The sequence below is a fragment of the Burkholderia sp. MR1-5-21 genome (assembly GCF_053427715.1).
The window spans coordinates 17,115-32,519 of the sequence record NZ_JBSAXD010000050.1; the positions used below are offsets into that span (position 1 = coordinate 17,115).

Consider the following 15,405-nt stretch of genomic DNA (forward strand, 5'->3'; position numbering starts at 1 on the left):
GCAGGCGGGCACGGTGGTCACGCGGAGCACGCCCGCAGCGAATCTGTCGTTCTGTCGTTCAACGCACGCACAACGGCGCGAGCAGCGCATCCGTGCCCCGCGCGCGCAGCGTCGACAGATGCGCGCCGACGCGCCGGATCAGCGCGTCGGGCCACGCGGCCGGCCCGGCGAGCGCAGGGCCGGACAGCGCGGCTTTCACTGCATCGACCGCTTCGCCCGCGGATGCGAGCGTCGCCGCCAGCGCGGCCGCGCCCGGATCGCTGAGCGTCAGCGGCTCGCCGGCTTCGTTGCGCGCAGTCGCGGCGTAATGCAGCCAGATCGCGAGCGCGCGCTCGAGGTACGGGCGCTCGACGCCCGCCGCTGCGCTCTCGGCGAGCGCGGGCAGCCAGCGCAGCGGCACCTTCTGCGTGCCGTCCATCGCGATCTGTTCGGTGCGGTGCGCGAGCGTCGGATTGCGGAAGCGCCGCACGAGCGTCGCGCAATAGCCATGCGCGTCATAGCCGGACGGCACGTCGACCGTCGCGAGCAGGTCGTGCGTCATCACGCCGTCGACGAATGCGGCGATCAGCGGATCCGCCATCGCGTCGGACACCGTCGGCCGGCCGCGCAACTGGCCCGCATACGCGATCGCCGAATGCGAGCCGTTCAGCAGGCGCAGCTTCATCGTCTCGTAGGGCCGCACGTCGGCCGTGACGCGTGCGCCGGCATCCTCCCAGCGCGGGCGCGGGCCGGCGAAGCGGTCCTCGACGACCCATTGCGAGAACGGCTCGCAGACGATCGCCGCCGCGTCGCGCGCGCCGAGGCGCTGCTCGACCCAGTCGAGCGATTCGGGCGTCGCGGCCGGCACGATCCGGTCGACCATGCTGTTCGGAAAACCGACGTCGTCGCGGATGCGCCGCGCAAGCGCGCCGTCGAACCGCTCCGCGTAGTCGATCAGCAGCGCGCGCAGCGTGTCGCCGTTCGACGTCATGTTGTCGCAGCAGACGACCGTGAGCGGCGCGCCGGCCGGGCGCAGCCGCAGGCCGGCCGCGATCACGCCGAGCGCGGTGCGCGGCGCATCGGGCGTCGCGAGGTCCTGGCGGATCGCGGGATCGTCGGCGTCGAGGCCGCCGCCGGGGCGGCGGTAATAGCCTTTCTCGGTGACGGTCAGGCTGACGATCGACACGCCCGGATCGGCGATCAGCCGCAGCAGCGCCGGCAGCGACTCGGGCGCGAACAGCGCGCCGTGCACCGCGCCGACGATGCGGGTGCGCGCGGTATCGCCGTCACGCTCGGTGACGGAATACAGGTGATCCTGCGCGGCAAGCAGGTCGACGGTGTGGCGGCGGCGCAATTCGACGCCCACGATGCCCCAGCGCAGGTCGCCCTGTTCGAGCACGGTTTCGGTATGGAGCGCCTGATGCGCGCGATGGAACGCACCGAGGCCGAGATGGACGATGCCGGTGCGGACGGCGCGCCGGTCGTAGCGGGGACGGATCGTCCCGGTCGGCGCGGCAGGCAGGAAGTCGGACGAGAGCAGCATGACGGGCTGTTGACGTATGTACCATGGTAGATGGAAGATTGCCTGCAGATTATCCTTGGCTTTTTCGCGAAGTTATTGGTGTAAACGCCATGTCCCCATGGATCGCGTCCTTGTGTACCATGGTACAAACGTAACGTTTAATCAGATTGAGTCGGCACATGAGCGACACAGCAACATTGACGGAAGACGTCGTCGTCACGGCGTTGCAAGGGTTCACGCTGGACGAGGGCCAGTCGTATACGCATCAGGTGCACGCACTGCTGCGCAAGGCGATCGTGCGGGGTGCGCTGCCGCCGCGGACCGCGCTGTCGGAGGCGGTGATCTCGACGACGATCAAGGTCAGCCGCACGCCGGTGCGCGAGGCGCTCGCGCAGCTCGCGGACGAGCGGCTCGTGCAGATCTACCGGAAGGTCGGCACGCTCGTCGCGCCGATCTCGGTGTCGATCCTCGAGGAAGGGCGCTTCGCGCGCAGCACGCTCGAATGCGCGAACCACGTCGAGCTCGCGCAGAAGATCACGCCGGCACAACTGGCCGAGCTCGCGGCGCTCATCGACGCGCAGCGCGACGCGGTTGCCGCGCGCGACGTCGACACGTTTTTCGCGCTCGACGAGACGATGCACGGCCGCATGTTCGAGTTCACCGGGCGGCCGCACGTGTGGGAAATGCTGCAGCCAATCAAGCGCCAGTACGATCGCGTGCGCTGGCTGCTGCTCGACGACGTCGAGGGTCACGCACGCCGTGCGTTCCACGAACACGAGCAGATCCTCGCGCATATCGCGTCGCGCAACATGGCGCTGCTCGGCGCATCGGTCGCCGCGCACCTCGACCGGATCGGCACGCATCTGCCGGAAGTGCGCAGCCGCGCGCCCCATTACTTTGTCGACTGAATCGCCCGCTGGAGGAGCGCAGTGAAAATCGAACGCTTGCAGACCATCGTCACGTGTCCGGGCCGGAACTTCGTGACGGTGAAGATCGTGACCGACGAAGGCGTGTACGGCCTCGGCGATGCGACGCTCAACGGGCGGGAGCTCGCGGTGCTCGCGTACCTGGAAGACCATGTGTTCCCGTGCCTCGTCGGGCGCGATCCGCGCAACATCGAGGACATCTGGCAATACCTGTATCGCGGCGCGTACTGGCGCCGCGGGCCCGTGACGATGACGGCGATCGCCGCAATCGACATGGCGCTGTGGGACATCAAGGGCAAGCTCGCGGGGATGCCGGTCTATCAGCTGCTCGGCGGCAAGAGCCGCGACGGGCTGATGGTGTACGGCCACGCGAACGGGCGCGACCACGAGGAAGCGGTCGATGCGGTGCGCGCGCACATCGAGGAAGGCTTTCGCGCGATTCGCGTGCAGTCGGGCGTGCCGGGGCTCGACAAGGTGTACGGCGTCGGCAAGACCGCGGGCGCATACGAGCCCGCCGAAAAGGGCCTGCCGCCCGAGGAGCCGTGGGACACCGCGCTGTACCTGCGCCATACGCCGGAGCTGTTCCGCAAGGTGCGCGACGCGGTCGGCGACGCGCCGCACCTGCTGCACGACGCGCATCACCGGCTGACGCCGATCGAGGCCGCGCGGCTCGGCCGCGACCTCGAGCCGTACCGGCTGTTCTGGCTCGAGGACGCGACGCCCGCGGAGAACCAGGAGGCATTCCGCCTGATCCGCCAGCACACGACGACGCCGCTCGCGGTCGGCGAAGTGTTCAATTCGATCTGGGACTGCAAGGACCTGATCCGCGACCAGCTGATCGACTACATCCGCGCGACGATCGTGCACGCGGGCGGGATCACGCATGTGCGGCGCATCGCCGACTACGCGGCGATGTACCAGGTGCGCACCGGCTTCCACGGCGCGACCGACCTGTCGCCGGTGTGCATGGCGGCGGCCGTGAACTTCGGCCTGTGGGCGCCGAACTTCGGCATCCAGGAGCTGATGCCGCACAACACGCTGACCGATGAAGTGTTTCCGCACAACTACCGCTTCGAACACGGCTATCTCGTGATGGACGACGTGCCGGGCCTCGGCGTCGACATCGACGAGACGCTGGCTGCGAAGTATCCGTACGAGCGCGCGTACCTGCCGGTCGCGCGGCTGCGCGACGGCTCGATGTGGAACTGGTGAGCGGCGAAGAATCGAAGGAGAAAACCGAAATGTTGAGTGTCGTTGTCGATCGTCCGAACAGCATGCGCGTGAGCGAGGTGCCGATGCCCGCGCCCGCCGCCGGCGAGGTGCGCGTGAAGGTCCGCTATGCGGGCATCTGCGGCTCGGACCTGCACATCTTTCACGGGAAGAACCCGTTCGTGTCGTATCCGCGGATCATCGGCCACGAGTTCGTCGGCACGATCGAGTCCGTCGGCGACGGTGTCGATGCGGCGCGGCTCGGCGAGACCGTCGCGGTCGATCCGGTGATCAGCTGCGGCCATTGCCATGCGTGCACGATCGGGCGGCGCAACGTGTGCCGCAACCTGACCGTGCTCGGTGTGCATCGCGACGGCGGATTCAGCGAGTACACGTGCGTGCCGGCCGGCAACGCATACCGGATTCTGCCCGAGATCGCCGACACCTGCGCGGCGATCGTCGAGCCGTTCGCGGTTGCCGCGAACGCGACGTCGCGCACCGGCGTGCTGCCGGGCGATGTCGCGCTGATCTACGGCGCGGGCACGGTCGGGCTGACGATCCTGCAGGTGCTCAAGCGCGTGTACGGCGTGCGGGCGTTCATCACCGACCGGCTCGACGCGCGCCTGCAGCTCGCGCGCAAGTGCGGCGCGGCGGAAGACGAAATCATCAACACGAGCGTCGAAAACCTGCCCGACGCGCTGCAGAAACGCGGCGTCGACGGCGGCCCGACGCTGATCTTCGATGCGGTCTGCCATCCGTCGATTCTCGAGGAAGCGGTGCGGCTCGCGGCGCCCGCCGGCCGGATCGGCGTGCTCGGTTTCTCGTCGGAGCCGTCCGCGATCGTGCAGGCGGAACTGACGAAGAAGGAGCTGACGCTCGCCGCGTCGCGGCTCAACTGCGCGATGTTCCCGCAGGTGATCGACTGGATCGGCCGCGGGCTGATCCAGCCCGAGCATATCGTCACGCACAAGGTCGGCTTCCGCGATGTCGCGCAGGCGTTCGAGATGGCCGAGCAGAAGCCGGCCGAGAGCTGCAAGATCCTGCTCGATTTCGCGGGCGGCTGATAGAGGTTCGCATCGCCGGCCGGCGCGCGGTCGCGCAAGCTGCGCCGCTGCGGCCGTGCGTCGCGAACTTCGGTTGAACGACATTCGCCGCCGCGCGCATGCGCAGCGATGACGTTCGGGCGGGACCGGCGGCACCCGGTTCCGGATCGAACCGCACCACAAGAACTTCAGGAGACAGGCAAGATGATTCGAATTCCGTTCGAGGAGTTGCAGGGCGCCATTTATCTCGCGCTCCTGAATGCCGGCATGAACGAGCACGACGCGGGCGTCTGCGCGCGGGTTCATGCCGAAGCGACCTGCGACGGCGTCAATTCCCACGGCATCAATCGCGTCGCGCGATTCGTCGACTACGTCCGCAAGGGCTGGGTGAATCTGCAAGGCGTCCCCACGCCGGTCAAGCGCTTCGGCGCGATCGAGATCCTGGACGGGAATCGCGGTCCCGGCATTCTCAACGCACTGTCCGCGACCGAGCGCGCGATGGCGATCGCGTCCGAGCAGGGCGTCGGCATCGTCGCGCTGCGCAACACGACGCACTGGATGCGCGGCGGGACATACGGCTGGCACGCGGCGGAGCGCGGCTACATCGCGATCTGCTGGACGAACACCGAATCCTGCATGCCGGGCTGGGGCGCCAAGAACACGCGCGTCGGCAACAACCCGTTCGTGATGGCCGTGCCGCGCGACAAGGGCCCGATCGTGCTCGACATGGCGATGTCGCAGTACTCGTACGGGAAACTGCAGGCCACCCGTCTCAAGGGGAAGAACATGCCGTTCCCCGCCGGTTTCGACAGCGAAGGGAAGCTGACCGTCGAGCCCGGCCCGATCGAGGCGTCGATGCGGATCCTGCCGATGGGTTACTGGAAGGGCTCTGGGTTCGCGATCATGCTCGACTTGCTGGCCGCCGTGCTGTCGGAGGGACTGGCGACGAACGGGATCGATGCCGTGCAGCAGGGCAGCTGCACCGGCTGCTCGCAGGTCTTCATCCTGATCGACCCGCGCAAGCTGGGCGGCGAAGCGTTCACGAACGAGGTCGCCGACGGCGTGGCCGATTACGTGAATACGTCGGAAGTCGCGGAAGACAGCAACGAGGTGCTGTATCCCGGACAAAGCGCGCTGCGGACCCGCATCGAACAGCGGCAGCACGGCATTGCCGTCGATGACGGCATCTGGGCCGACGTGCTCGCGCTCGCGGAGCGGCAGGGGGCGTCGCGCAGCTGACGCGGCGCCGGCAGGCAACCGGGCCTGCCCGCGACGCGGGCATGCGCGAGGAACAGGCATACGGATCGATTTCGTTGGCGAGCAGGTTCAAGTTTTCATCAGGGGAACTGACCATGAAGGCGGACGTCACGCTTGCGCTGGGCGCAAGCACCGAAGCACTGCACGAAGACGCGTTGTACCGGAAGGTGATACTGAGGATCGTCCCGCTGTTTTTCCTCGGGTTCATCATGTCCTATCTGGACCGCGTGAACATCGGCTTCGCCAAGCTGCAGATGGCGGCCGATTTCGGCCTGACGAACGCGTCCTTCGCACTCGGCGCGAGCGTGTTCTTCTGGGGCTACATGCTGTTCGAGATCCCGAGCAACCTGATCCTGCGGCGGGTCGGCGCGCGTGCATGGATCGCGCGGATCATGATCACGTGGGGGATCGTGTCGATCCTGATGATCTTCTCGCGGAACGCGGCCGCGTTCTATTCGCTTCGCTTCCTGCTCGGCGTATGCGAGGCCGGGTTCGTTCCGGGCGTGATGTATTACACGAACACGTGGCTGCCCGCGCGGCGCCAGAGCGGCATGTATTCGCTGTTCCTGATGGCGTTGCCGATTGCCGTCGTGTTCGGTGCGCCGCTGTCCGGCGCGATCATGGAGACGATGGACGGCGTGGCGGGCATCAAGGGATGGCAATGGCTGTTCCTGCTCGAAGGGCTGCCGTCGGTTGTGCTGGGTATCGTCATCCTGGCGCTGCTGCGGAACCGGCCGGCCGACGTCGATTGGCTGACGCCGCGCGAGAAGCAGATCATCGAGGCGAATGTCGCGAAGGAGGCGGCGTTCAAGTCGCATCGCGTCGCGGACGCGTTCCGGACGCCGAAGGTCTATGCGCTGATCGTCGTGATGATCCTGTTCAACACCGGTTTCTATGGGCTGACGTTCTGGATGCCGACGCTGTTTCATGACGCCGGCGTCGCGAACAGCCTGAATGTCGGGCTGTTCACGGCCATCCCGTTCGGTGTCGCGGCGATCTGCATGTACGTGAACGCGAAGTACGCGGAGAAGTCCGGGCGGCTGCGCAGGCACGGCGTGGTGCCGGTCGCGCTGGCCGCCATCGGCCTGTTCGTCGCGACGGTAGCGCACGACAGCTTCTGGCTCGCGCTGATCATGCTGACCGTCGCGACGTCGGGCATCCTGTCGCTGATGCCGATCTACTGGACGCTGCCGGGACGCGTGCTGTCCGGTGCGGCCGCGGCGGCCGGCCTCGCGCTGATCAACGCGTGCGGGAGCCTGTCGGGGATCCTCGGCGCGATGATCATCGGCTATGCGGGCATCCGGACCGGCATGGCGATCCTGGCAGGCTTCCTGTTGTTGTGCAGCGTCGTGTTCTACCGGGTCTGTCCGCCGACGGCCGAATGACGTCGAGCCCGACCGGGTTTGCGGCCGTTGCGGTTTGTCGCGATGCGCCGGATCGCGATGCCCGGCGCGCGGCTCCATCGGGCCCCCGCCGTCAGAACGACACCGTCGTCGTCAGCGTGACGAGCCGCGGCTCGCCGACCGCGATGATCAGGTTGTTGTTGCTTGACGGATAGTAGGTCTTGTCGAGCAGGTTCTTCACGTTGAGCTGGATGAGCGTCGGCAGCTTGCCGATCGTCGTCTCGTACGCCGCGAACGCGTCGACGGTCACGTAGCCGGGCAGCGTGAAGCTGTTCGCGGTATCGCCGGGCCGTGCGCCGACGAGCCGCGCGCCGCCGCCGAAACGCCAGCGCCCCGGCAGGTTCGCGAGCGTCGTGTCGTACACCGCGAACAGGCTGCCCGTGTGGCGCGCGACGTTCATCAGTGGCGTATCGTTGTCGCGGTCGGTCGCGTTCGTGTACGCGTAGCTGCCGATCACGCTCAGGTGGCGCGTGAGCTGCCCGGCGACGTCGAGCTCGATCCCGCGCGAGCGCGCGGTGCCGATCGTCGACGTCACGTCGCCGACGGTCACCGCGACGTTGCGCTTGTCGATCTGGTACACCGCGAGCGTGCCGGTGATCGCGGGCTTCAGCGTGAACTTGACGCCGGCCTCGACGACGCGGCCGTATTCCGGCGCGAGCGGCGCCGCGACGTTCGACGCGACGTTCGGCTTGAACGAGCGGCTCACGTTCGCATATGCGGTCAGCGACGGCGTGATCGCGTACGCGAGCCCGAACTGCGGCAGCCACACCTGGCCGTGCGAGCGGTCGGCGAACACGAACGGCCGGCCCATCCCCGATTCCTGCTGCCAGTCTTCCCAGCGCAGCCCGCCGACCGCGGTGAGCCGGTCCGTCAGGCTGATCGAGTCCTGCACGATCATCGAATACGCGTGCACCTTCGACAGGCTGTCGCTCTGCTTCGGGTTCGGCGTGCCGCCCGGCGCGAGCAGGCCATACACGGGGTCGAACAGGTTGAAGCCCGAGGTCGCCTTGCCGCGGATCGTGTCGCCGCGGAAGCTGCGCTGGCGCTCGTATTCGCCGCCGATGTAGATCGCATGCTTGATGCCCGCGAGCGTCACGTTGCCGAGCAGGCCGAGCGTTGCGATCTGGTCCGAATCGTTGCGCCCGAGGTTCGCGTCCGACGTGCGCGTCATCGCGCCCGTCGCGCTGTTGAACGCGGTCGCGCGCGTGATGAACTGCTCGTAGCGGTCGCGTCCCCAGCCGTAGGTCGCGCGCATCCGCCATGCGTCCGACAGGCGGTGCTCGATGCGCGCGCGGAACGTCTCCTGGATGCCGCTGCTCTGCGACCACGCTTCCTCGTAGCGGCGATAGCGCAGCGCGTCGTCGAGCTGACCGTTGACGAGCACGGTGCCGCGATCGAACGGCGTCGTGTAGTCGACGTACTGGTAGCTGACGTCGATCGACGTATCGGCGTCGTGCCACGACAGCGCGGGCGCGATCAGCGCGTCGCGCTGGCGGCCGAACGTGCGCCAGTAGCGGCGCGTGTCGTATTCGCCGGTGAGCCGGAACGCGAGCGTGCCGCCCGCGACCTGGCCCGGCTTGCCGAGCGGGCCCGTGAGGTCGAACGTCGCGCCGTTGCCGCCGTGGCTCGTGCGCGTGGCGGAGATCGAGCCGCCGAACGTGTCCTCCGGCTTGCGCGTGACGAGATTGATCACGCCGCCGGGGTCCTGCATCCCGTAGAGCAGCGACGCGGGGCCTTTCAGCACTTCGACGCGGTCGATCGTCGCGAGGTAGCTGTGCAGCACCGGCGTGCGCACGCCGTCGACGAGCACGGAGCCGTCGTTGTTCGAGCCGAAGCCGCGCTTCGTGAATGCGTCGCGCGTGCCGCCGAGCGTGTTCGTCTGCGTGACGCCGCTGATGTTGCCGAGCACGTCGTCGAGCGAGCGGGCCTGCTGGTCCTGCATCACGCTGCTGCTGACCACGGCGACCGACTGCGGGATCTTCTCGAGCGGCGTGTCCTGCGCGCCCGCGATCGACGCGGTGCGCGGCCGGTAGCCGACCGTCGGATCGGCGGCCGCCGACGCGCTGACGCGGATCGCCGGCAACTCGCGTTCGGCGGACGACGCGGCGCGCGCCGTCGGCGACGCCGGCGCGGCGGGCTCGGCATCGGTGTCGTCCCCGGTGGCCGCATGCGCGCCGCTCGCGACGCAAAGGGTGATCAGGGTGTGCAGGCTTGCGCGCCACGGACGGAGCGTCCGGGCGCGGCGGGGCGTTCGGCGTGAATGCATGAATCGATGACCGATGGAGTGCTAAGGATGGCGCGGCCGCAAGCGCGGCTTCGGCGTGGCTGGAGGCGGCATGATATTAGGAATGAGAATCATTTGCAATAAAGATGGCCAATGCGCCCGTGCTGAGGTGCTGTGGGACGTTTGCTTGCTGACGGGGCGGAGCGGGCTGCGTGGCGCGACGGTCGTCGGCCATGTTCGCCGGGAGGCGATCCGGTTCGGCATCGGGGAATTAGGTGCGGCGGAAACGCGGCTTTGCTCGTATCGCCGGACAGGAAATTTCAGGCTTAAACCGATTAACAGACGTTGAAACGTTCGAACGACCGCTTGAAAGAGAATGAAATTCGGCGGAAATGCCGCGCTGAAATTCAAACCGGCGAATCCTGGTCATTTTGGCCACAGCAAACCGATATTGCATGCCGCGCGCCCGTCTGCTACCTTAGCGCCAAAAATCAAACGCAGTTAATTCAATGAGAGCCCGGGGGCCACGCCATGTCACTTTCCTGTCACGTCGTGATCGACGCGAAGCCGCGCGCAGCAATGGATCGCGCAGGCGGTGGGGTGATCGCAGCCGTTTGTCGCCATTTGAAGATTGGGAGAACGGCAGTGAATTCACCGGACGTTTTTCCGGAAATCCGGAGAAACGTCGCCTTTAACCACCAAGCCTGACGAGATATTGCACATGAAAAAGATTTCCGTGTCGCGCGCGACTGCCGCGCTCGTGGCGTGCGCCACGCTGGCCGGTATTAATCAGCCGGGTTTCGCCGCGCCGGCCGACGAGCCCGCGATCGACGCGCGCTATGGCGCCGTGATCGACGCCTATACGACGAACATGACGGCGGCGAAGTCGAAATACGACGGCAGGCGCCTGGCGTTCGAAGGCGCCGTGATCCGGATGGGCAGCGAGCCCGGCGGCACGTACTTCGGCGCGCTCACGACCGACGGCGCGCAGTTCGACACGCATTTCGATGTCGCCGACCAGGACGCGCTGAAGAGCAAATTCAAGGGGCAGGAGATCAAGCCGTTCGAGGCGTCGGGATTCTTCCGCTTCAGTTGCCTGAACGAAGGCTATATCGACGCGCCGGTCCTGCCCGGCCTGAAGCTCACGCATTGCCGCGCGATCCAGTGAGATCGTGACGTCGCCCGGCCGCGCGCGTAGCCGCTGACGGCGGCTACGCCGGTCGCACTGGCCGCACCGGCCGTGGAAGTCACGCGCGCGTGCCGCCGCCCTCCAGCCGCCGCACCGCCTCCGCCACCTCGTTCCTGAACCGCACGAGCGCCGCCTGCTCCGGCGCCGGCGGCTGCACGGCCGCCCACAGCATGTCGATCAGCTGCGCGGCCGTCGTTTCGGTAACGAGCTTCCGGCGCCCGAGAATCGCATCCCACAGCACGTGCTCGATCGGCCCGAACACCATCGAGCGCAGCAGGCTCAGCGGCAGGTCGGTCCGCACCTGTCCGGCTGCCTGCCCGCGGGCGAGCACGTCCATCAGCGGCGCCGTGTAGCGGCGCTGCAGCGCGGTCAGCTCGTCGCTCAGCGCATGCTGCTTCGCGCGCCCCTCCGACAGCACGAGCGCACACAGCCCGGTGCCGCTCACCAGCATCAGCCGCAGGTGCGTGCTGACGACGAACGCGAACTGCTGGTCGACCGGCGCGCCGAGCGGCATGCCGCTCTCGAACACCTTGATGTTTTCGTCGTACCAATCGGCGATCACGCGCGCGCACAGCTCGCGCTTGCCGCGGAAGTAGCTGAACACCGTCGCCTCGGACACGCCGACGCGCTGCGCGATCTCGGCGGTCGTCGCGGATTCGTAGCCTTTTTCAGCAAAGACTTCACGTCCGGCGCGCAGGATGTCCTGCACGCGCTGCTGCGATTTGCGGCCGGCGGGCGCGCGGGGCGCGTCGGCGCGGTCGGCTTTGACGGTGTCGGTCATGGTGTCGGAGGCGGCGGCTGTCATGCCGAGATCATATCCGAGTTATCTGAGTGTGACTCAAAAAACTGTTGACGCCGGCCCCGGCGAGGCGCGACACTACGCAGAATTTCCGCAGTATTGGCTAACGAATCGGCGCAACAACCGGTTTTGAGCAAAACTCAGAAATCGGTGCGCGCAACGCACTTTCTGGAGACGGAGGAGACATGAGCAACCTGCCCGGCGTGCAATTCATGCTCGGTGAAGACATCGAGATGCTGCGCGACGCCGTCGCGAACTTCGCGGCGAAGGAAATCGCGCCGCGCGCGGCGGAAGTCGATCGCACCGACCAGTTCCCGATGGACCTGTGGCGCAAGTTCGGCGACCTGGGCGTGCTCGGCATGACCGTCTCGGAAGAGTACGGCGGCGCGAACATGGGCTACGTCGCCCACATGGTCGCGATGGAGGAGATCTCGCGCGCATCCGCGTCGATCGGCCTGTCGTATGGTGCGCACTCGAACCTGTGCGTGAACCAGATCCACCGCAACGGCACCGACGCGCAAAAGCAGAAATACCTGCCGAAGCTGGTGTCCGGCGAGCACATCGGCGCGCTCGCGATGAGCGAGCCGAACGCGGGCTCCGACGTCGTCAGCATGAAGCTGCGCGCGGACAAGCGCGGCGACCGCTACGTGCTGAACGGCACGAAGATGTGGATCACCAACGGCCCCGACTGCGACACGCTCGTCGTCTATGCGAAGACGGATATCGATGCCGGCCCGCGCGGCATCACCGCGTTCATCGTCGAGAAGGGGATGAAGGGCTTCTCGGTTGCGCAGAAGCTCGACAAGCTCGGCATGCGCGGCTCGCACACGGGCGAGCTCGTGTTCCAGGACGTCGAAGTGCCGGAAGAGAACATCCTCGGCCAGCTGAACGGCGGCGTGAAGGTGCTGATGAGCGGCCTCGACTACGAGCGCGCGGTGCTGTCGGGCGGCCCGACCGGCATCATGGCTGCGTGTCTCGACGCGGTCGTCCCGTATATCCACGACCGCAAGCAGTTCGGTCAGTCGATCGGCGAATTCCAGCTGATCCAGGGCAAGGTCGCCGACATGTACACGACGTTCCAGGCGTGCCGCGCGTACCTGTACGCGGTCGGCCGCCATCTCGACTCGGCGGGCAGCGACCACATTCGCCAGGTGCGCAAGGACTGCGCGGGCGTGATTCTCTACACGGCTGAAAAGGCGACGTGGATGGCCGGCGAGGCGATCCAGATCCTCGGCGGCAACGGCTACATCAACGAATACCCGGTCGGCCGGCTGTGGCGCGACGCGAAGCTCTACGAAATCGGCGCCGGCACGAGCGAGATCCGCCGGATGCTGATCGGCCGCGAGCTGTTCGCGGAAACCATGTAACGCCCACGTCACGCGAACGGAGCCCCGGCGATGCCGATCATCGAATCCAAACTGAACCCGCGTTCGGAAGAATTTCGCGCGAACGCCGCGGCGCTCGCGGCGGTCGTCGCCGACCTGCGCGCGAAGATCGAACAGCTCGCGCAGGGCGGCGGCGCGGCCGCGCGCGACAAGCACCTGTCGCGCGGCAAGCTGCTGCCGCGCGATCGCATCATGCAGCTGCTCGACCCGGGCACGCCGTTCCTCGAGCTGTCGCAGCTCGCGGCGAACGGCATGTACAACGACGACGCGCCGGGCGCGGGCATCATCACCGGCATCGGCCGGATCGCGGGCCGCGAATGCGTGATCGTCTGCAACGACGCGACGGTCAAGGGCGGCACCTACTACCCGGTCACGGTGAAGAAGCACGTGCGCGCGCAGGAGATCGCCGCGGAAAACCGGCTGCCGTGCGTGTACCTCGTCGATTCGGGCGGCGCGAACCTGCCGAACCAGGACGACGTGTTCCCCGATCGCGACCACTTCGGCCGCATCTTCTACAACCAGGCGACGCTGTCGGCCGCGGGGATCGCGCAGATCGCGGTCGTGATGGGCTCGTGCACCGCGGGCGGCGCGTACGTGCCGGCGATGAGCGACGAGTCGATCATCGTGAAGAACCAGGGCACGATTTTCCTCGGCGGGCCGCCGCTCGTGAAAGCGGCGACCGGCGAGGAAGTGAGCGCCGAGGATCTCGGCGGCGGCGACGTGCATACGCGCCTGTCCGGCGTGGCCGACCATCTCGCGCAGAACGACGCGCATGCGCTGTCGATCGCGCGCAACATCGTCGACCATCTCGCGCCGAAGATCGCGACGCCGGTGACGCTGCGCGACGCGAAGCCGCCGCGCTACGACGCGCAGAGCCTGTACGGCGTGATCCCGGCCGATACGCGCAAGCCGTTCGACGTGCGCGAGGTGATCGCGCGCATCGTCGACGATTCCGAATTCGACGAATTCAAGGCGCGCTACGGCACGACGCTCGTCACGGGTTTCGCGCACATCTGGGGCCACCCGGTCGGGATCATCGCGAACAACGGCATCCTGTTCTCGGAATCGGCCGTGAAGGGCGCGCACTTCATCGAGCTGTGCTGCCAGCGCAAGATCCCGCTCGTGTTCCTGCAGAACATCACGGGCTTCATGGTCGGCCGCAAGTACGAGAACGAAGGCATCGCGCGGCACGGCGCGAAGATGGTGACGGCCGTGTCGAACGCGAAGGTGCCGAAGTTCACGGTGATCATCGGCGGCTCGTTCGGCGCCGGCAACTACGGGATGTGCGGCCGCGCGTTCGGGCCGCGCTTCCTGTGGATGTGGCCGAATGCGCGGATCTCGGTGATGGGCGGTGAGCAGGCCGCGTCGGTGCTCGCGACGGTGCGCCGCGACGGCATCGAGGCGAAGGGCGGCGCGTGGTCGCCTGAAGAGGAAGAGGCATTCAAGCAGCCGATCCGCGACCAGTACGAGCGCCAGGGGCATCCGTACTACGCGAGCGCGCGGCTGTGGGACGACGGCGTGATCGATCCCGCGCAGACGCGCGACGTGCTCGGCCTCGGGCTCGCCGCGTCGATGAACGCGCCGATCGACGACACGCGTTTCGGCGTGTTCCGGATGTAACCAGGAGAGCGGACGATGCGATACGAAACCATCAAGGTCAGCGAAGCCAACCGCGTCGCGACTGTCACGCTCGCGCGCCCCGACGTGCGCAACGCGTTCAACGAGACGATGATCGCCGAGCTGACGACCGCGTTCGAATGGCTCGATGCGCACGAAGGCGTGCGCACGGTGGTGCTCGCGGCCGAAGGCCCCGCGTTCTGCGCGGGCGCGGACCTGAACTGGATGAAGAAGATGGCCGGCTACTCGGACGACGAGAACCGTGCCGATGCGCGCAAGCTCGCGCGGATGCTCGAGGCGATCCACCGCTGCGGCAAGCCGGTGATCGCGCGCGTGCATGGCGACGCGTATGCGGGCGGCGTCGGCCTCGTCGCCGCCGCCGACATCGCGATCGCGGCGGACGGCGCGAAGTTCTGCCTGTCCGAAGCGCGCCTCGGGCTGATCCCGGCGACGATCGCGCCGTATGTCGTGCGCGCGATGGGCGAGCGTGCGGCGCGGCGCTACTTCACGACCGCGGAAGTGTTCGACAGCGCGCGCGCGGCGTCGCTCGGCTTCATTCACGACGCGGTGCCGGCCGACGCGCTCGGCGAGACGGTCGACAAGCTGGCCGCGACGCTCGTCGCGAACGGGCCGGACGCGGTGCGTGCGTGCAAGCGGCTCGTCGCCGACGTCGCGGGCCGTCCGCTCGACGCGGCGCTGATCGACCAGACCGCCGACTGGATCGCGCGGACCCGCGCCGGCGCGGAAGCGCGCGAGGGCATCGCCGCATTCCTGGAGAAGCGCACGCCGTCATGGCGGGCGTGACCGCCGCGCGAAGCGTGAACCCCATCTCTTACCGGACGATATCGAAGC

12 protein-coding genes are annotated in these 15,405 nt (G+C 67.6%); 9 read left to right on the forward strand and 3 right to left on the reverse strand.

Annotated elements, in window-relative coordinates; translation table 11 throughout:
* Positions 1–58: 58 nt before the first annotated feature.
* On the reverse strand, positions 59–1,522 hold the full coding sequence (locus ACV229_RS38210; protein WP_448088227.1) for a mannitol dehydrogenase family protein: 1,464 nt from the start codon (positions 1,520–1,522) through the stop codon (positions 59–61).
* Positions 1,523–1,680: 158 nt separating this feature from the next.
* Between ACV229_RS38210 and ACV229_RS38215 the strand changes: the two genes are divergently transcribed.
* The 5 genes from ACV229_RS38215 (at position 1,681) to ACV229_RS38235 (ending at position 7,321) form a co-directional block, all read left to right on the forward strand.
* On the forward strand, positions 1,681–2,409 hold the full coding sequence (locus ACV229_RS38215) for a GntR family transcriptional regulator (protein ID WP_448088228.1): 729 nt from the start codon (positions 1,681–1,683) through the stop codon (positions 2,407–2,409).
* A 21-nt stretch (positions 2,410–2,430) separates the two neighbouring features.
* Complete coding sequence (gene manD, locus ACV229_RS38220; protein ID WP_448088229.1) at positions 2,431–3,639, forward strand: D-mannonate dehydratase ManD; 1,209 nt, start codon at positions 2,431–2,433, stop codon at positions 3,637–3,639.
* Between the two features lie 29 nt (positions 3,640–3,668).
* On the forward strand, positions 3,669–4,700 hold the full coding sequence (locus tag ACV229_RS38225; protein ID WP_448088230.1) for a Zn-dependent oxidoreductase: 1,032 nt from the start codon (positions 3,669–3,671) through the stop codon (positions 4,698–4,700).
* 183 nt (positions 4,701–4,883) lie between these two features.
* Positions 4,884–5,918: a 3-dehydro-L-gulonate 2-dehydrogenase gene (yiaK, locus tag ACV229_RS38230; protein WP_448088231.1), complete on the forward strand. Its 1,035-nt coding sequence runs from the start codon at positions 4,884–4,886 to the stop codon at positions 5,916–5,918.
* 113 nt (positions 5,919–6,031) lie between these two features.
* Positions 6,032–7,321, forward strand: a complete 1,290-nt coding sequence (locus ACV229_RS38235; protein WP_448088232.1) for an MFS transporter — start codon at positions 6,032–6,034, stop codon at positions 7,319–7,321.
* Between the two features lie 91 nt (positions 7,322–7,412).
* Here ACV229_RS38235 and ACV229_RS38240 read toward each other — a convergent pair whose 3' ends face one another.
* Positions 7,413–9,605 (reverse strand): TonB-dependent siderophore receptor, encoded by a 2,193-nt coding sequence (locus ACV229_RS38240; RefSeq protein ID WP_448088233.1) that lies wholly within the window; start codon positions 9,603–9,605, stop codon positions 7,413–7,415.
* Positions 9,606–10,284: 679 nt separating this feature from the next.
* Between ACV229_RS38240 and ACV229_RS38245 the strand changes: the two genes are divergently transcribed.
* Positions 10,285–10,731 carry a hypothetical protein gene (locus tag ACV229_RS38245; RefSeq protein WP_448088234.1) on the forward strand — a complete coding sequence of 149 codons (447 nt, stop codon included), beginning with the start codon at positions 10,285–10,287 and terminating at the stop codon, positions 10,729–10,731.
* Positions 10,732–10,810: 79 nt separating this feature from the next.
* Here ACV229_RS38245 and ACV229_RS38250 read toward each other — a convergent pair whose 3' ends face one another.
* Positions 10,811–11,557 carry a TetR/AcrR family transcriptional regulator gene (locus ACV229_RS38250; RefSeq protein WP_448088235.1) on the reverse strand — a complete coding sequence of 249 codons (747 nt, stop codon included), beginning with the start codon at positions 11,555–11,557 and terminating at the stop codon, positions 10,811–10,813.
* A 179-nt stretch (positions 11,558–11,736) separates the two neighbouring features.
* Between ACV229_RS38250 and ACV229_RS38255 the strand changes: the two genes are divergently transcribed.
* The 3 genes from ACV229_RS38255 to ACV229_RS38265 are packed head-to-tail and all read left to right on the forward strand — an operon-like array spanning position 11,737 to position 15,357.
* Positions 11,737–12,918 carry an isovaleryl-CoA dehydrogenase gene (locus ACV229_RS38255; RefSeq protein WP_448088236.1) on the forward strand — a complete coding sequence of 394 codons (1,182 nt, stop codon included), beginning with the start codon at positions 11,737–11,739 and terminating at the stop codon, positions 12,916–12,918.
* Positions 12,919–12,948: 30 nt separating this feature from the next.
* Positions 12,949–14,556 carry a carboxyl transferase domain-containing protein gene (locus tag ACV229_RS38260; protein WP_448088237.1) on the forward strand — a complete coding sequence of 536 codons (1,608 nt, stop codon included), beginning with the start codon at positions 12,949–12,951 and terminating at the stop codon, positions 14,554–14,556.
* Between the two features lie 15 nt (positions 14,557–14,571).
* Entirely contained in the window at positions 14,572–15,357 is a 786-nt protein-coding gene (locus ACV229_RS38265) for an enoyl-CoA hydratase/isomerase family protein (RefSeq protein ID WP_448088238.1), read from the forward strand.
* The last annotated feature ends 48 nt before the right edge of the window (positions 15,358–15,405 follow it).